Genomic DNA, 16,595 nt, shown 5'->3' with positions numbered 1-16,595 from the left:
GGGCATGAGCGCAGTCGCCGGGCTGGTCCTCGCCGCCGGGGGCGGCCGCCGCTACGGGATGCCCAAGGCGCTGGTCGAGTACGGGGGCAGCCTGCTGGTCGAGCGGGCGGTGCGGACGGCGCGCGCGGTCTGCGACCCGGTGCTCGTCGTGCTCGGCGCCCGGGCGGTCGACGTCTGGCGGACCGCCGACCTCGACGGTGCCACCGTGCTGGCCAACCGGGACTGGGAGACCGGCATGGCCTCCAGCCTGCGCACCGGCCTCGACGGCCTGCGCGGCTGGCCCGGGCTGGTCGACGCCGCCCTGGTCACGCTGGTCGACATGCCCGGGATGACGCCGGAGGCGCTGCGCGTCCTCGCCGCGCACGCGGCACCCGACGCGCTGGCCGTCGCCACCTACGACGGCGTCCGCGGGCACCCGGTGCTCCTCGGCCGCGAGCACTGGGCCGGGGTGGTGCAGACGGCGACCGGCGACGAGGGCGCCCGCCGCTACCTCGCCGCGCACGACGTCACCGAGGTGGACTGCACCGGCCTGGCCGACCCGGTGGACCTCGACGTGCCGCCCGGCGGGGTAGCTTCGGCGCCGTGATCGCCGGCCACCTGATCGCCAGAGTCGTCGACGAGCCGCTGTCGGTCGCCGAGCACGAGCGGGCCGTGACCGACCCCGGCGCCGGCGCCGTCGTCTCCTTCTCCGGGGTCGTCCGCGACTCCGACGGCGGCCGGTCGGTGACCGAGCTGGAGTACGTCGGGCACCCGACGGCCGAGGCGGTGATCGCCGAGCTGGCCGAGGAGTTCGCCGCCCGCCCCGAGGTGCGCGCCGTCGCCGTCTCCCACCGGGTCGGCCTGCTGCGCATCGGCGACGTCGCCCTGGCCTGCGCGGTCAGCGCCGCCCACCGCGGCGAGGCCTTCCGCGCCTGCGCCGACCTCGTCGACGAGGTGAAGGCGCGGCTGCCGATCTGGAAGCGGCAGGTCTTCACCGACGGCGAGGAGGAGTGGGTGTCCTGCCCCTGACGGAGCGCCGGCCGCGGTCCTCCGGACGGCCGCGTTCCGTCATCGAATCGTGTCCGTGCGTGCGGTCCGGCACCTTGACCTGGTACGGGGCCCGTGGCAGAACAGTGCCGGAGCTCCGAGGGCGGGGTCGCGGGTCTCCCGGCACGTCGCCACGGCCGACGGAGGTGCGTCCTGGTGCTCGCCGCGCGGCGTGACCCCGTCCTGGAGTCGATGCCGCTGGGCTACATGGCCGTCGACGGCGACTGGCGGGTCACCTACGTCAACGCGGCCGGTGAGGCCGTCGTCGGCCAGTCGTGGGACGAGCTCGTCGGGTCCGACTACTGGACGGCGTTCCCGGCCAACGTCGACAACGAGTTCGGCCGCGCCTACCGCGAGGTGGTCGCCACCGGCCGGCCGCAGACGATCGAGGCCTTCTACCCCGAGCCGCTCAACCGGTGGTTCGAGGTGCACGCCGTCCCGGTGCCGGACGGCCTGACGCTGTACTTCTCCGAGGTCACCGCCCAGCGCCTGGCGCAGGACCGGCTGGCGCTGCTGGCGCGGGTCGGCACCGAGCTGACCGGCACCCTGGACCTCGCCGAGGCGGTCCGCCGCATCCCCCGTCTCGTGGTGCCCGAGCTGGGCGAGGCCTGCCTGCTGACCGTCCTCGACGACGAGGGCCGCCCGCGCGACCTGGGCTCGTGGCACAGCGACCCCGCCCGCCGCGACGCGCTCACCCGCTACGCCTCGGTCCGGCTGCCCGGGATGCCGCCGACCGCGCCGGTGGTCCGCGCGCTGGGCGGCGAGACGGTGGCCGCCGACGGCGCCGACGTGCTCGCCGCCCTGCCCGACGCCGAGGCGCACGCGCTCTACCGCGAGCTGGGCGCGCCCTCGGTGCTGGCCGTGCCGCTGCCCGGCCGCGACCGGGTGATCGGCGCGCTGACCTTCCTCGCCGGGACCGGCAGCAGCGCCGTCCGCGTGGACCCGCTCACGGCTCGCGAGGTGGCCGGCCGGGTGGGCCTCGCCCTGGACAACGTGCGGCTGTTCGCCCGCCAGCAGCAGGTGGCCGAGACGCTGCAGCGCAGCCTGCTGACCCGCCCGCGGCGCTCCCCGCTCGGCCGCATCGCGGTGCGGTACACCCCCGCGGCCGAGGCGGCCCGGGTCGGCGGTGACTGGTACGACGCCTTCACCCAGCCCGGCGGCGGCACCACCCTCGTCATCGGCGACGTCGTCGGGCACGACACCGCGGCCGCGGCGGCCATGGGCCAACTGCGCTCGCTCCTGCGGGGCATCGCCGCCTACAGCGACGCCGGCCCGGCCGAGGTGCTGCGCGGCCTGGACACCGCGATGGCCACGCTCGCGGTCGACACGTACGCCACCGCCGCCGTCGCCCGCTTCCAGAGGTCGGAGGAGGACGCCGGGACCGGCCGGACCCGGATGACCCTGTCCAACGCCGGGCACCTGCCGCCGCTGGTCCTGGCGCCCGGCGGCGGTCCGGTGGTGCTGCCCGAGGGCCCGGGGGACCTGCTGCTGGGCGTCGACCCGGACAGCCCGCGGACCGAGTGGACGGTGTCCCTGGACCGCGGCACGACGGTGCTGCTGTTCACCGACGGCCTGGTCGAGCGGCGCACGACCGACCTCGACAGCGGGCTGGCCCGGCTGGCCGCCACGGCCCGCGAGCTCGCCGGCCGCCCGCTCGGCGTGCTCTGCGACGAGCTCATCGAGCGGCTGGTGCAGGGCCGGCCGGAGGACGACGTCGCCCTGGTGGCCCTGCGCCTGGACGGCCGGGACACCCTCGGCTGAGGGTCCTCAGCCGACGGTGCTGCCGTCGTCGTCGGTGCGGCGCGGGGTGCCGCGCCCGTCGGCCTCCTCGGCCCGCCCCTCCTCGAGCTCGACCTCGGCCTCCAGCCGGTGGGCCTCGCCGGCCACCGTGGCGGCGGCGTCGCCGTGCGACTGGCCGTAGACCTCCTCGGCCCGCCCCAGCAGCTCCTCCGCCTTCGCCCTGGCCCTGTCGATGAAGCTCATCGCGCTCCCGCCCTCCCTGGTCCCCGGGCCGGTGCCCGGTGTGCCGCGTCCTGGATCTCGCCGACCAGCTCCTCCAGGATGTCCTCCAGCGCCACCACGCCGACCACCCGGCCCCCGTCGGTGACCGCGGCGAACTGCGCCCGCCCGGCCTGCATGACCCCGAGGGTGCGGCGCAGGTCGTCGGCGGCGGCCACCCGCGGCAGGGGGCGGGTGATGTCGCGGACCCGCGGCTCGGGTGCGCCGTCGGCCACCAGCACGTCCTTGACGTGCACGTAGCCGAGCAGCCGCTCGCCGTCGGCGACCGGGAAGCGGGAGAACCCGGTGGCGGCGGCCGCCCGCTCGACGGCGGCGGTGTCGTCGCCGGGGGAGACGACGGTCAGCGCCGCACGCGGGATGAGCACCGAGCGGGTGTCCCGGTCCTCCAGGCCGAGGGCGCCGGTGAGCAGCTCGTGGCCCCGCTCGTCGAGCAGCCCGCCGGCGCGCGACTCGTCGAACAGGCCGGCCACCTGGTCACGGGTGAACGCGCTGGTGACCTCGTTCCTGGGCTGCACGCCCATCAGCCGCAGCACGCCGTTGGCCAGCGCGTTGAGCGACACGATGACCGGCTTGAGGACGGTGACGACGGCGGCCAGCGGCGGCGCGAGCGCCAGCGCCGCGCGGTCGGGCCCGGCCAGGGCCAGGTTCTTGGGCACCATCTCGCCGATCACCACGTGCAGCGCGACGACGACGGTGAGCGCGATGACGAAGGCGATCGGGTGCACCAGCGCCTCGGGCACCGCGAGCAGCTCGAACACCGGCTCGAGCAGGTGCGCCACCGCCGGCTCGCCGATGGCGCCCAGGCCCAGCGAGCACACCGTGATCCCGAGCTGGGCGCCGGCCATCATCAGCGAGACGCGCTCCATCGCCGCGAGCGTCGTCCGGGCGCGGCGCGAGCCGGCCTCGGCCAGCGGCTCGATCGACGAGCGGCGGGCGGAGACCAGCGCGAACTCCGCGCCGACGAAGAAGGCGTTGGCCAGCAGCAGCACGACGGCGACGAGCACGCCGACCCAGTCACCCACGGTCGTCCTCCTCCTGCTCGTCGCCGGTCGTGGCGGGCAGGCCCCCGACGACGGCGCGCTCCACCCGCGTGCCGTCGACCCGCTCGACCCGCACCCAGACGCCGGCCGGCAGGCCCTCGGCCTCGGCGGCGAGCTCCGGCGGCAGGGCCGGCCGCGCCTCGATCCGGTCGCCGACGTCGGGGATGCGGCCCAGCACGTGCAGCACCAGGCCGCCCAGGGTCTCCCAGTGCCGGTCGGCGGGGACCGCCAGGCCGGTGGCCGCGGCCACCTCGTCGGGCCGCAGCAGGCCCGACACCGACCAGGTGCCGTCGCCGCGGTCGACGACGTCGTCGCCGGTCTCGGTGTCGTACTCGTCGGTGAGGTCGCCGACCAGCTCCTCGACCAGGTCCTCCACGGTCACCACGCCGTCGGTGCCGCCGTACTCGTCGACGACGACGGCCATCTGCAGCCCGCCGCGGCGCAGGTCGCCGAGCAGGTCGTCCAGCCGCCGCGACGTCGGGACGAACAGCGCCGGCAGCATCACCGCCGACACCGGCGTGTCCGCCCTGCGGTCGCGGGGGACGCCGAGGGCGTGTTTCACGTGCACCATCCCGACGACGTCGTCGACCCCGCCGGCGGCGACGACCGGGAAACGGGAGTGGCCGGAGTCGCGGGCGGTGGTGAGCACCTCGTCGACGGGTGCGTCGGCGTCGACGGTGGTGGTGCGGGTGCGCGGCGTGGCGGCGTCGCTGGCGCGCAGCTCGCCGAAGGCCAGGCCGCGCTCGAGCAGGACGGCGGTCTCGGCCGGCAGCGTGCCCTGCCGGCCGGAGCGGCGGACCAGCGAGGTCAGCTCCTCCGGCGAGCGGGCCGAGGCCAGCTCCTCCTGTGGCTCGACGCCGAACACCCGGCGCAGCAGCGCGTTGGCCCACCCGTTGAGGAACCGGATGAGCAGGGACGTGGCGCGGGTGAAGCCGCGCTGGAAGCCGGCGACGGCCCGCGCGGTGCGCAGCGGGTCGCTGATCGCCAGGTTCTTGGGCACCAGCTCGCCGAACACCATCGTCAGCGCGGTGGCCAGGACCAGCGCCAGGGTGATCGACACCGACCGGGCGGCGGTGCCGGACAGGCCGACGGACTGCAGCGGCTCCCGGAGCAGGGCGGCGATCGACGGCTCGGCGACGAAGCCGATGGCCAGGTTGGTGATGGTGATGCCGAGCTGTGCGCCCGACAGCTGGGTGGACAGGGTGCGCAGCGCGTCGAGCACGCCGGACGCGCCCCGCGTGCCCGCCGCCGCCTCGCGCTCGACGGTGGGCCGGTCGACGGTCACCAGGGCGAACTCGAACGCCACGAAGGCGGCGCAGGCGAGCACGAGGACGAGGCCGACCAGGAGGAGCAACCACTCGGTCATGCAGCGCCTCGGAGGCGGGGGTGGGACGGGGGACGGCTCGTATGGTGAGGCAGGCTCACGAGGGGGCGGTCATCCTCCGGCGAAGGGGGGCAGCACGTCGACGACCGCCCCGGGTGCCAACTGCAACGCGCGGTCGCGCGTCTGCGTTCCGTCGACGAGGAACGAGCAGGCGGTGAGCACCCGCTCGAGCCGCTCGCCGTGGGTCTCGACGATCCGGCCGACCAGCTCCTCGAGCGTGCCGGCCGCGCAGGTCTCGGTGTCGACGCCGGCCGCGGCTCGGGCCCCGGCGAAGTACCGCACGGTGACCGCCGGGGGAGCGGGCTGGGGGGACACCTCAGCCGCCGATCGCCGACATCGGCCGGCTCGGCTGCAGGAAGCTCGGGTCGTCGATCCCGTGACCGGGCAGCTTGGCCAGCGTGGCGATCCGCCAGCGGTCGGCCAGCTCGTCGTCGGTGGCACCCTCGCGCATCGCCGTCCGCAGGTCGGACTCCTCGCGGGCGAACAGGCAGTTGCGGATCTGGCCGTCGGCGGTGAGCCGGGTGCGGTCGCAGGTGCCGCAGAAGGAGCGGGTCACCGAGGCGATGACGCCGACCGTGGCCGGGCCACCGTCGACCAGCCAGCGCTCGGCCGGGGCCGACCCGCGCTCCTCGGTGTCGGGCGTGAGCTCGTGTGCGGCCGACAGCCGCTCCAGGATGTCCTCGGCGGTGACCATCTCGCCGCGGGTCCAGGCGTGGTGGGCGTCGAGCGGCATCTGCTCGATGAAGCGCAGCTGGTAGCCGCGCTCGAGGCAGAAGTCGAGCAGCGGGACGGCGTCGGCCTCGTTCATCCCGCGCAGCAGGACGGCGTTGACCTTGACCGGGGTGAGCCCGGCGTCGTGCGCGACCGCCAGGCCGGCGAGGACGTCGTCGAGCCGGTCGCGGTGGGTCAGGGCCGTGAACCGCTCGCGGTCGAGGGTGTCGAGGCTGACGTTGATCCGGTCCAGGCCGGCCGCGGCCAGCGCCGGGGCGACCCGGGCCAGGCCGATGGCGTTGGTGGTGAGGCTGACCTCGGGGCGGGGGGTCAGGGCGGTGGCGGCCTCGACGATGCCCACCAGCCCGGGGCGCAGCAGCGGCTCGCCGCCGGTGAACCGGACCTCCTCGATGCCGAGCCGCTCGACGCCGATGCGCACCAGCCGGACGACCTCGTCGTCGGTGAGCTGCTCGACCTTGGGCAGCCACTGCAGGCCCTCGGGCGGCATGCAGTAGGTGCAGCGCAGGTTGCAGCGGTCGGTCAGCGAGACCCGCAGGTCGGTGGCGACGCGGCCGTGCCGGTCGACCAGCCCGCCGCTGCCGGGGGACACGGCGGGCGCGGGTGTGCGGCGCACCACCGGGTCGGGCAGCGGGCTGGGCGTGGTCACGACAGCGAATGTAGTGGCGCGCGGCCCGTCCGCGCCGCCCCCGGACACGACGACGGGGGCGACCCGGGTGCGGGCCGCCCCCGTCGGGGGAGTGCGGGTCAGGCGAGGTCAGCCGATCGGGGTGGGGTCGGTCGGGTCCGGCGGGACCGGCACCGAGCCCTGGATGCGGTTGCGCGCCTGGCAGTCGGTGGTGCAGTCGGTGGCACCGGCCGACAGCTCGATCGCGTCCTCGCCGAGGACGCCGCCCATGCGGCCGCCCGAGGCGACCGACCAGCGGGTGGTGGTGGCGGTCTGCTCGAGCTTGGTGGCCACCTGCGGGCTGTCCTTGCCGAGCAGCATCTGGTGGGTGGCGTCGGCGGCGATGCCGTCACCGAAGTTGATCTTTCCCGTGTACTCGTTGACGAAGTAGAAGAGGCCGGCGCCGAGGGTGTGGACGTACTCGACCGCGGTGCCGAACTCCTGCTCCATCTGGAAGATGCCGCCCTGGGGGGCGTCCTTCGACTGGACCTTGAACTTGCCGCCCGCGGTGCTGAACTCGGTGACGAGGACGTCGTCACGCAGGCGCAGGTCGCTGATCCGGACGCTGCGCAGCTGCGCCGCGGTGAGCACGGGCACCTTCGAGGCGAACACGACGGTCGGCCGGGTGACCATGCGCTGGGCACTGGGCGCCCCGGTCAGCGTGTAGTCGTAGACACCGAGCGTCGCGGGGTCGATCCTGTACGTGACGTGCTGGCCACGAACGGTGATCGAGCTCGTCGGCGTCACGCCCTGCAGACGGGTCTCGCGACCGGCGGCGGGGTTGTACGTCCGGCCGTTGACGGTGACCGAGAAGTCGCCGCCGGCGCTGCCGCCCTCAGCGCCGCCGTCGTCACTGCCGGCCCACGCGGTGCCGGGTGCGAGCAGGGGGGCGAGGGCCGAGAGAACGGCGAGCAGCAGGACGAGCACGGCACGGAGGGGCAGCGGGCGGGACGCGGGCTGCCGGGTGGTGGAGGCCACAGGGCTCCTCATGTTCGGTGAGCGGGTCGTCACAGAAAGTACGTGAAGTTTCATGCACCTGGTCCTCGACCCGCCGTGTCGACGAACCGGGACGACGACACCGGAGCGGGTGGTTACCGTCGGGGACGCCACCCGAGGAGCCCGCGGACGGATCCGCGCTCGCCTGTGGCCAGGAAGCGCGAGAGAGCCCGTGTCACCCCGCACCGTCCTCCGGTCCGTCCTGGGGCCCTACGCCCGCCTGTTCGCCGTCCCGGGGGCCGCCTGGTTCTCCCTGGCCGGCTGGGTCGCCCGCCTCCCGCTGCCGATGCTGGGCCTCGGCGCGGTCCTGCTCGTGGAGGGCGAGTCCGGCAGCTACGCGCTGGCCGGCGCCGTCTCCGGGACGCTGGCGCTCTCGGCCGCGGTGGCCGGACCGCAGTGGTCACGGGCGATGGACCGGCGGGGCCAGGGCGCCGTGCTGCGGGCGGCGATGGCGGCCTACCTGGTCACCGGGCTGACCTTCGTCGGCGTCGTGGTCGGCGACGCGCCACGCTGGAGCTGGTTCCTCCTCGCCGCGCTGACCGGCGCGAGCCTGCCCAACATCGGCGCGATGGTGCGGGCCCGGTGGGCCGCCGCGCTGGAGGACGCCGAGCGGCGGCAGACCGCCTTCGCCTTCGAGGCCGTCGTCGACGAGGTCGTCTTCGTCGTCGGCCCGCCGCTGGTCACCGTGCTGGGCACGCTGGTCGCCCCGGCCGCCGGCTTCACCACCGGCATCGTGCTCGGGACCGTCGGCGGGCTGTGGCTGGCCCGCCAGCGGGACACCCAGCCGGCGGTCGTGCCGGTCGCGAGGGGCCAGCGGCGCGGCCGGGCGGCCGCGCTCGGACCGGCGGTGATCGTCGTCTGCGCCGCCTACCTGGGCGTGGGCACGGTGTTCGGCGCCATGGACGTCGTCGTCGTCGGGTTCGCCGAGGAGCAGGGGGTGCCCGCCCTCGCCGGGCTGGCCCTGGCCCTCTACGCCGGCGGGAGCCTGGTCGCCGGCCTGGCCTACGGCGTCGCCCGGCTGCGCGGCACGCTGTCGGCCCGCTTCCTCGTCACCGCGGTCGCCTTCGGGCTGGCCGCGCAGGCGCTGTGGGCCGTGGCCTCCCTGCCGCTGCTGATCGGCGCGGGGTTCCTGGCCGGGCTCGCCGTCGCGCCGGTGCTGGTCTCCGGGGCCTCGCTGGTCGAGTCGCGGGTGCCGCGGGCGGCGCTGACCGAGGCGCTGGCGTGGACCAACACCGGGCTCACCCTGGGCGTCACGGCCGGGTCGGCGCTGGCCGGCGCGGCGGTCGACGCCTGGGGCGCGCAGGCGGCCTTCGCCGTCCCCGCGCTGGCCGCCGGCGGGGCCGCGCTGCTCGCGCTGGCCGGCGCGCCGCTGCTGCGCCGTCCCGTGCCCGCCGGGGGAGCCCCGTCACGGGTTGAGGACGCGGTCGGCGGGTAGGCGGCGGGAGCGGGGAGATCGCGCGCCACCGGATGGCGCGCCGCCCGCCGTCCGCCCACCCCAGGAGGAGGCCCCGTGGCATCCGTGCCCACCATCGCCCTGAACAACGGCGTCGAGATCCCGCAGCTGGGTTTCGGCGTCTACCAGATCCCGCCGGAGGAGACCGTCTCGGCCGTCCGGACCGCGCTCGAGGTCGGCTACCGGCACATCGACACCGCCGAGATGTACGGCAACGAGAAGGAGGTCGGCCAGGCGGTCCGCGAGTCGGGCGTCGACCGCTCGGAGGTCTTCGTCACGAGCAAGCTGAACAACGGCTTCCACCGCCGAGACGACGCGCTGCGCGCCTTCGACCAGACGCTGGCCGACCTCGGCCTCGACCAGCTCGACCTGTTCCTCGTCCACTGGCCGCTGCCCACCATCGACGTCGACTACGTCGAGACGTGGAGGGCCATGGAGGAGATCTACCGGTCCGGCCGGTGCCGGGCGATCGGCGTCTCCAACTTCCAGGTCCACCACCTGCGGCGGCTGTTCGGCGAGACCGAGGTGCGGCCGGCGGTCAACCAGATCGAGGTGCACCCCTACCTCGCCAACGACGAGCTGCGCGCCTTCGACGCCGACCACGAGATCGTCACCGAGGCCTGGTCGCCGATCGCGCAGGGCAAGGTGCTCGACGACCCGGCGATCACCGCGATCGCCGAGAAGCTGGGCCGGACGCCGGCGCAGGTCGTGCTCCGCTGGCACGTGCAGCGCGGCGACGTCGTCTTCCCGAAGTCGGTGACCCGCAGCCGGGTCGAGGAGAACTTCGCGCTCTTCGACTTCGAGCTGGACACCGGCGACATGGCCGCGATCACCGGCCTGGACCGCGGCGAGCGCACCGGCCCGGACCCGGACACCTTCGACTACGTCCCGCGCTGAGGGACCCCCTCGCGACGATCACGGAGCCGTGACCACCGGGACCGCCGTCCCCGTGGTCACGGCTCCGTGATCGTCGTGGCGCTCAGTCCGTCGTGACGAAGTCGATGAGCTCCTCCACCCGGCCGATGAGGGCGGGCTCGAGGTCGGTCCAGGTGCGCACGCGGGCGAGGATGCGCTGGGCCCAGACGTAGCCGGTGTCGTCCTCCCAGCCGAGCCGGCGGCACACACCGTCCTTCCACGACTCGCCCCTGGGCACCGTGGGCCACTCGCGGATCCCGACCACCGACGGCTTGACGGCCTGCCAGATGTCGATGAACGGGTGGCCGACGACGAGCGCGTGGTCGCCGGTCACCTGCCCGGCGATGCGGGACTCCTTGGAGCCGGTGACCAGGTGGTCGACCAGCACGCCCAACCGCCGCCCGGAGGACGGGCGGAACTCCCGGACGATGCCCGGCAGGTCGTCGACGCCGTGCAGGGGCTCGACGACGACGCCCTCGATGCGCAGGTCGTGGCCCCAGACCTTCTCGACCAGCTCGGCGTCGTGCTTGCCCTCGACGTAGATGCGCCCCTCGCGGGCCACCCGCGCCCGGGCACCGGTCACGTAGGTCGAGCCGGACGCGCTGCGGGTGGGCGTCGCCGGGCCCCTCGGGGTCGGGCGCACGAGCACCACCGGCCGGCCGTCGACCCAGAACCCGGGGCCGAGCGGGTAGGCGCGCACCTTCCCGAACCGGTCCTCGAGGTGGACGACGTCCTTCTCGCAGCGGACCACGGCACCGACGAACCCGGAGCTCGGGTCCTCGACCACGAGGTCGCGCTCGGCGGCCACCTGCGTCGGCGGCTTCCTGACCGTGCGGGGGTGCACCAGGTCGTCATGGGGGGAACGCGGCGGCACGGTCCCAGGAGAGCCGATGACGGCGCGCCCGGCGGGGAGACGCGCCGAGGGAACGGGACCGGGAGTGGCACGCGACACGCCCGGGCGAGGTGGTGCTCGCGCTGGGTCACCGTTCGTCGCGGGCGGTCCGGTGTGCTCCCGGACACCGCGGACGGGCTGCTGACCTGCGGGGACACCCCGGCGGACCGCCGCGGCCGGTCGCCGTCCGGCGTGCGTGACGGCCGTCACGCGGCGTCCCCGTCCGAAGGAAGATCGACTCCGGCCGTTTCGGTCCGTCGTGCCTGGTCACCCATCTACCCGACCGTTCCACCAGAGCTCAGATGGGAGCGAGAAACGACGATGATCGGCACCGACACCATCAGCCGTGTGATCGGCCAGGACGTCTACGACGCGTCGGGCGAGAAGATCGGCTCGGCCTCCGAGGTCTACCTCGACGACGAGACCGGTCAGCCGGAGTGGGCCACGGTGCGCACCGGCCTGTTCGGCACCAAGGAGTCCTTCGTACCGCTGCGTGACGCCGACCTGACCAACGAGGGCTTGCGCGTGGGCGTGAGCAAGGCCCAGGTCAAGGACGCCCCGAAGATCGACACCGACGGCCACCTCTCCCCGCAGGAGGAGCAGGAGCTGTACCGGTACTACGGCCTGGGCACCGGCACGCAGTCGACCACGCAGACCACCACCGACACCGGCCAGGCCGGCACCTACGCCACGGACCAGACCCGGACCGACCAGGACCTGACGACGGCCGGCACGGGCACCGCGGGCACGGCCGGCACGGGCACCGCGGGCACGGCCGGCACGACCGGCCGGGACCGCGACGGCGACGGCGTCTACGACGACGTCCAGGGTGGCACCGTCGGCCGCGACACCTCGGGCCCGACGACCGACAACGCGATGACCCGCTCCGAGGAGCACCTCCAGGTCGGCACCCAGCGCGTCGAGGCCGGGAAGGCCCGGCTGCGCAAGTACGTCGTCTCGGAGAACGTGACGCAGACCGTGCCGGTCTCGCGCGAGGAGGTCCGGGTCGAGCGCGAGCCGATCACCGACGCCAACATGCCCAACGCCATGGACGGCCCGGCCATCTCCGAGGAGGAGCACGAGGTCACGCTGCACGCCGAGCGTCCCGTCGTCTCCAAGGAGGCCACCCCGGTCGAGCGCGTCCGCCTCGACACCCAGACCGTCACCGAGCAGGAGACGGTCAGCGGTGAGGTCCGCAAGGAGCAGATCGAGGTCGACGGCGGCCAGACCGGCGTCGCCGGCACCGGCACCACCACCGGGACCACCACCGGGACCACGGGTCAGGACGACCGCGGTCTGGTCCAGAAGGCCAAGGACGCCCTGGACCGCGACAACGACGGCAAGATCGGCCGCTGACACAGCACCACGGCTGACGCCCGGCAGCACCACCCGGGCAGCACGCACCGGCGGCGGCCGGCCGGGGAGACCTCTCCCGGGCCGGCCGCCGTTCGCCCACCCGGGCGGTCCCGGTCGCCCTCCGGCCGCCTGCCCGGCCGGACGGTGTCCGCTGCTCGCGCGGGTGGGATGCTCGGCGGCGTGACCGAGACCACCGCGTCGCCCTCCGCGACCGACGCGTTCCCCGGAGGGCCCGAGGACCTGGCCGCCGCGCTGCGGGCGACCGGCTACCTCCCCGACGAGGGCCTGGCCACCGCGGCCTACCTGGCGCTGGTGATGCGCCGCCCGCTTTTCCTCGAGGGCGAGGCCGGTGTCGGCAAGACGGCGCTGGCCCAGGCGCTGGCCCGGGTCACCGGCCGCCCGATCTACCGGCTGCAGTGCTACGAGGGCCTGGAGGCCAGCCAGGCGCTGTACGACTGGGACTTCGGCCGCCAGCTGCTGCACCTGCGCGCCGCCGAGGCCGCGCACGCCACCGCGGACACCGCGAGCCTCGAGGCCTCGCTCTACGACCGCCGCTTCCTGCTCGCCCGGCCGCTGCTGCAGGCGCTGGAGGACTCCCCGAGCGTGCTGCTGGTCGACGAGGTCGACCGCGCCGACGACGAGTTCGAGGCGTTCCTGCTCGAGGTGCTCTCCGACTTCACCATCTCCATCCCCGAGCTCGGCACCGTCCGCGCGGAGGTCCCGCCGCTGGTGGTGCTGACCTCCAACCGCACGCGCGAGGTGCACGACGCGCTCAAGCGCCGCTGCCTCTACCACTGGCTGCAGCACCCCGACTTCGACCGCGAGGTCGCCATCCTGCGCACCCGGCTGCCCGAGGTGACCGAGCGGCTGGCGCGCGAGGTCGCCCGGGCGGCGGCGAAGCTGCGCACCCTCGACCTGCTCAAGCCCCCGGGTGTGGCCGAGGCGATGGACTGGGCCACCGCGCTGCACACCCTCGGCGCGCGCGACCTCGACCCCGACCTCGCCGCCCGCACGCTCGGCGCCGTGCTCAAGTACCGCGAGGACACCGACCGGGTGCACGCCCTGGCACGGGGAGCGCTGTTCGGTGGCGGCTGAGGAAGGACCCCGTCCCTCTCACCCCTCGCGAGCTCAGGGTGAGCCTCCGGACGGGGCCGTTCCCGCACGTCGCGATGTCGTCGCCACGGTGCTGGGGTTCGCCCGCACGCTGCGCGCCGCCGGGGTCGCCGCCTCGCCGGACCGGGTGGAGGCGATGCTCTCGGCGGCCGGGGCCCTCGACGTCCTCGACGCGAGCGCCGTCTACTGGGCCGGGCGCCTGACGCTGTGCGCCGGTCCCGACGACCTCGACCGCTACGACGCCGCCTTCGCCGCGTACTTCGGCGGCGAGGCGCCCCGCCGGACCACCCCGGTGGCGCAGAAGCCGCCGACCCTGGCGACCTCCGCGCCGCTGGACGCCGGCGCCGGCACCGGCGAGGACGGCGAGGACGCCCCCGACCTGGCCGCGCAGGCCAGCGGCGATGAGGTGCTGCGCCACCGCGACGTCGCCGACCTCACCCCCGCCGAGCGCGAGCACCTGCGCCGGCTGTTCGCGCTGGTGGTCCCGGCGTCGCCGATGCGCCTGTCCCGGCGCCGGCGCCCCAGCCCGCACGGCGCCGTGCACGCCGGCCGCACCGTGCGGCGCTCGCTGCGCGACGGCGGCGAGGTCACCCGCCTGCTGCACCGGCGGGCCCGGCCCCGGCCGCGGCGGGTGGTGCTGCTGGTCGACGTCTCCGGGTCGATGGCCCCCTACGCCGACGCGCTGCTGCGCTTCGCCCACGCGGCGGTGCGGGCCCGGCCGGCGTCGACCGAGGTGTTCACCGTGGGCACCCGGCTCACCCGTGTCACCCGCGAGATGCGGCTGCGCGACCCCGACCGGGCGCTGGCCGCCAGCGGCCAGGCCATCCCCGACTGGTCCGGCGGCACCCGCCTCGGTGAGGTGCTCAAGGCCTTCCTCGACCGCTGGGGCCAGCGCGGCACCGCCCGCGGCGCCGTCGTCGTCGTGTGCAGCGACGGCTGGGAGCGGGGCAGCCCCGACCTGCTGCGCGAGCAGATGGCGCGGCTGCGCCGGCTCGCGCACGCCGTCGTCTGGGTCAACCCGCACAAGGGCCGGGCCGGTTACGAGCCGCTGACCGGCGGGATGCAGGCCGCGCTGCCCTCGGTGGACGCGTTCGTCGCCGGGCACAGCCTGGCGGCCTTCGAGGAGCTGTCGGCGGTGATCTCCGGTGCATGAAGGACCCTCCTGCCCCCCACCGCTCGCGAGCTCGCGGCGGGCCCCTGCAGGAGGGCCGAACGTCGAGGTGGAGGAGCAGCCACGTGCGTGATGTCTTGGACGACCTGGTCGGCTGGTGGCAGGCCGGCGAGACGGTCGGGATGGGGACGGTGGTGGCCACCTGGCGCTCGGCGCCGCGGCCGGCGGGGGCGTCGATGCTGGTCGGCCCCGACGGGACGGCGGTGGGCAGCGTCTCCGGCGGCTGCGTCGAGGGGGCGGTGTACGAGGAGGCCAAGGACGTCGTCGAGACCGGCGTCCCCACCCTCGAGCGGTACGGCGTCAGCGACGACGACGCCTTCGCCGTCGGCCTGACCTGCGGCGGGATCCTCGACGTGTTCGTCGAGCCGGTGTCGCGGGAGTCGTTCCCCGAGCTGGGCGAGATCGCCGAGTCGGTGGGCCGGCACGAGCCGGTCGCCGTCGTCACCTGCGTGCGCGGGCCGGAGGACCGGATCGGCAGGCGGCTGGTGCTCTGGCCCGACCGGCGCTCCGGCACCCTCGGCCTGCAGCGCCTGGACGACGCCGTCGCCGACGACGCCCGCGGCATGCTCGCCGCCGGCCGGACGGCGACGCTGACCTACGGCCACGACGGCGAGCGGCGCGGCGACGAGCTCACCCTGTTCGTCTCCTCCTTCGCCCCGCCCGCGCGGATGGTCGTCTTCGGCGCCATCGACTTCGCGGCCGCCGTCGCCCGGGTCGGGGCGTTCCTCGGCTACCGGGTGACCGTGTGCGACGCCCGGCCGGTGTTCGCCACCGCGCGCCGCTTCCCCGACGCGCACGAGGTCGTCGTCGAGTGGCCGCACCGCTACCTGCAGGCCGAGGTCGACGCCGGGCGCATCGACGAGCGCACCGTGCTGTGCGTGCTCACCCACGACCCGAAGTTCGACGTCCCGCTGCTGGAGGTCGCGCTGCGGCTGCCGGTGGCCTACGTCGGGGCGATGGGCTCGCGGCGCACGCACGAGGAGCGGCTGGACCGGCTGCGCGAGGCGGGGCTGTCCCCCGACGAGCTCGCCCGCCTGTCCTCGCCGATCGGGCTGGACCTCGGTGCCCGCACCCCCGAGGAGACCGCCGTCTCGATCGCCGCGGAGATCATCGCCGGGCGCTGGGGCGGCAGCGGTGAGCGGCTGACCGCGATCGGGGGCCCGATCCACCGCACCGCCGAGCGGTGAGCGAGCGACCCCACTCGTACCGGGTCGAGGTCGTGGGGCTGCTCGTCTCGCCGGTGCACCGCTACGACGGGCGGCCGGGTGGAGGAGTCCCGCCCCAGGACGGCGACCGGGTGACGCGGGCCGGGGTCCGCGCGGGCCACGGCATCGTGGGTGACCGCTACGCCGGCCGGCCCGCCCACCGCGACGCCGCGGTCACCGTGCTGGCCGCCGAGTCGGTCGAGGCGCTGGCCGCCGAGCTCGGCAGCGGCGCGCTCGACCCGCTGCTCACCCGGCGCAACGTCGTCCTGCGCGGCGCCGAGGTAGAGGCCCTGCGCGGCGAGGTGTTCGCCCTGGACTGCGGCGAGGGCCCCGTCGTGCTGCGGGGCGGCCGCCCGGCCAACCCGTGCGCCTGGCTGGACACCGTGCTGGCCCCTGGCGCGCACCGGGGGATGCGCGGGCGCGGCGGCGTCCGGTGCGCGCCGCTGTCCGACGGCGTGCTGCGGCTGGGACCGGCCGTGCTCACCAGCGCCGCCCCGCTCGACCCGGCCCGGGCGGGGGAGGCCGTCCGGCCGGCCCCGCGCCGCCGCTGACACCCCCGTCCGGGGGTGGCCGGCGTCACAGTGCCGTCCGACGATGGCGGTCCGGCCGCCGAGGTGCTCCACGAGCCG

At 75.6% G+C, this 16,595-nt stretch carries 17 protein-coding genes; 10 read left to right on the top strand and 7 right to left on the bottom strand.

Features of this window, described 5'->3' with window-relative positions; all coding sequences use genetic code 11:
* The first annotated feature begins 4 nt into the window (after positions 1-4).
* The 3 genes from JOD57_RS11560 to JOD57_RS11550 all read left to right on the top strand — a co-directional run bounded on the left by JOD57_RS11560 (position 5) and on the right by JOD57_RS11550 (position 2,787).
* Positions 5-586: a nucleotidyltransferase family protein gene (locus tag JOD57_RS11560; RefSeq protein ID WP_204692165.1), complete on the top strand. Its 582-nt coding sequence runs from the start codon at positions 5-7 to the stop codon at positions 584-586.
* Positions 583-1,008, top strand: coding sequence for a molybdenum cofactor biosynthesis protein MoaE (locus JOD57_RS11555; RefSeq protein WP_307824625.1), 426 nt, complete (start codon positions 583-585; stop codon positions 1,006-1,008). Before JOD57_RS11560 ends, JOD57_RS11555 begins: the two co-directional genes overlap by 4 nt.
* 174 nt (positions 1,009-1,182) lie before the next feature.
* Positions 1,183-2,787, top strand: a complete 1,605-nt coding sequence (locus tag JOD57_RS11550) for a SpoIIE family protein phosphatase (RefSeq protein WP_307824624.1) — start codon at positions 1,183-1,185, stop codon at positions 2,785-2,787.
* 6 nt (positions 2,788-2,793) lie between these two features.
* On the opposite strand, the gene JOD57_RS11545 is transcribed toward JOD57_RS11550, so the two are convergent.
* The 6 genes from JOD57_RS11545 to JOD57_RS11520 form a co-directional block, all read right to left on the bottom strand.
* On the bottom strand, positions 2,794-3,009 hold the full coding sequence (locus tag JOD57_RS11545; RefSeq protein ID WP_204692164.1) for a hypothetical protein: 216 nt from the start codon (positions 3,007-3,009) through the stop codon (positions 2,794-2,796).
* Positions 3,006-4,067, bottom strand: coding sequence for a hemolysin family protein (locus JOD57_RS26855; RefSeq protein WP_204692163.1), 1,062 nt, complete (start codon positions 4,065-4,067; stop codon positions 3,006-3,008). The genes JOD57_RS11545 and JOD57_RS26855 overlap by 4 nt, the downstream gene beginning before the upstream one ends.
* The gene (locus JOD57_RS11535) at positions 4,060-5,451 is read right to left on the bottom strand and encodes a hemolysin family protein (RefSeq protein ID WP_204692162.1); all 1,392 of its coding nucleotides are present in this window, start codon (positions 5,449-5,451) and stop codon (positions 4,060-4,062) included. The genes JOD57_RS26855 and JOD57_RS11535 overlap by 8 nt, the downstream gene beginning before the upstream one ends.
* A 69-nt stretch (positions 5,452-5,520) precedes the next feature.
* Positions 5,521-5,784, bottom strand: a complete 264-nt coding sequence (locus tag JOD57_RS25370) for a MoaD/ThiS family protein (RefSeq protein WP_204692161.1) — start codon at positions 5,782-5,784, stop codon at positions 5,521-5,523.
* 1 nt (position 5,785) lies between these two features.
* Entirely contained in the window at positions 5,786-6,847 is a 1,062-nt protein-coding gene (gene moaA / locus JOD57_RS11525; protein ID WP_204692160.1) for a GTP 3',8-cyclase MoaA, read from the bottom strand.
* A gap of 108 nt (positions 6,848-6,955) precedes the next feature.
* Complete coding sequence (locus JOD57_RS11520; protein ID WP_204692159.1) at positions 6,956-7,843, bottom strand: hypothetical protein; 888 nt, start codon at positions 7,841-7,843, stop codon at positions 6,956-6,958.
* A 190-nt stretch (positions 7,844-8,033) separates the two neighbouring features.
* Between JOD57_RS11520 and JOD57_RS11515 the strand changes: the two genes are divergently transcribed.
* Positions 8,034-9,296: an MFS transporter gene (locus JOD57_RS11515; protein WP_204692158.1), complete on the top strand. Its 1,263-nt coding sequence runs from the start codon at positions 8,034-8,036 to the stop codon at positions 9,294-9,296.
* Positions 9,297-9,371: 75 nt separating this feature from the next.
* Positions 9,372-10,211 carry an aldo/keto reductase gene (locus JOD57_RS11510; protein ID WP_204692157.1) on the top strand — a complete coding sequence of 280 codons (840 nt, stop codon included), beginning with the start codon at positions 9,372-9,374 and terminating at the stop codon, positions 10,209-10,211.
* An 82-nt stretch (positions 10,212-10,293) separates the two neighbouring features.
* On the opposite strand, the gene JOD57_RS11505 is transcribed toward JOD57_RS11510, so the two are convergent.
* Positions 10,294-11,073 carry a DUF3097 domain-containing protein gene (locus JOD57_RS11505; RefSeq protein WP_307824623.1) on the bottom strand — a complete coding sequence of 260 codons (780 nt, stop codon included), beginning with the start codon at positions 11,071-11,073 and terminating at the stop codon, positions 10,294-10,296.
* Between the two features lie 369 nt (positions 11,074-11,442).
* Here JOD57_RS11505 and JOD57_RS11500 point away from each other — a divergent pair, with 369 nt between their 5' ends.
* The 5 genes from JOD57_RS11500 (at position 11,443) to JOD57_RS11480 (ending at position 16,517) form a co-directional block, all read left to right on the top strand.
* Entirely contained in the window at positions 11,443-12,477 is a 1,035-nt protein-coding gene (locus JOD57_RS11500; RefSeq protein WP_204692155.1) for a PRC and DUF2382 domain-containing protein, read from the top strand.
* A 180-nt stretch (positions 12,478-12,657) separates the two neighbouring features.
* Entirely contained in the window at positions 12,658-13,572 is a 915-nt protein-coding gene (locus JOD57_RS11495) for an AAA family ATPase (protein WP_307824622.1), read from the top strand.
* An 88-nt stretch (positions 13,573-13,660) separates the two neighbouring features.
* Entirely contained in the window at positions 13,661-14,743 is a 1,083-nt protein-coding gene (locus JOD57_RS11490) for a vWA domain-containing protein (RefSeq protein ID WP_307824621.1), read from the top strand.
* A gap of 83 nt (positions 14,744-14,826) precedes the next feature.
* Positions 14,827-15,948: an XdhC family protein gene (locus tag JOD57_RS11485; protein WP_204692153.1), complete on the top strand. Its 1,122-nt coding sequence runs from the start codon at positions 14,827-14,829 to the stop codon at positions 15,946-15,948.
* Positions 15,945-16,517, top strand: coding sequence for an MOSC domain-containing protein (locus tag JOD57_RS11480; protein WP_307824620.1), 573 nt, complete (start codon positions 15,945-15,947; stop codon positions 16,515-16,517). Before JOD57_RS11485 ends, JOD57_RS11480 begins: the two co-directional genes overlap by 4 nt.
* Positions 16,518-16,595 lie beyond the last annotated feature (78 nt).

Origin of the sequence: Geodermatophilus bullaregiensis, from assembly GCF_016907675.1 — a bacterium.
Classification (GTDB): Bacteria; Actinomycetota; Actinomycetes; order Mycobacteriales; family Geodermatophilaceae; genus Geodermatophilus; species Geodermatophilus bullaregiensis.
Note: the sequence above shows the minus strand (reverse complement) of the source record. Positions and strands in the feature narration are given on the sequence as shown.

Coding starts and splice junctions, on each gene's coding strand:
- JOD57_RS11545 (WP_204692164.1), bottom strand. CDS start 3,009: ATGAGCTTCATCGACAGGGCCAGGGCGAAGGCGGAGGAGCTGCTGGGG.
- JOD57_RS11560 (WP_204692165.1), top strand. CDS start 5: ATGAGCGCAGTCGCCGGGCTGGTCCTCGCCGCCGGGGGCGGCCGCCGC.
- JOD57_RS11500 (WP_204692155.1), top strand. CDS start 11,443: ATGATCGGCACCGACACCATCAGCCGTGTGATCGGCCAGGACGTCTAC.
- JOD57_RS11535 (WP_204692162.1), bottom strand. CDS start 5,451: ATGACCGAGTGGTTGCTCCTCCTGGTCGGCCTCGTCCTCGTGCTCGCC.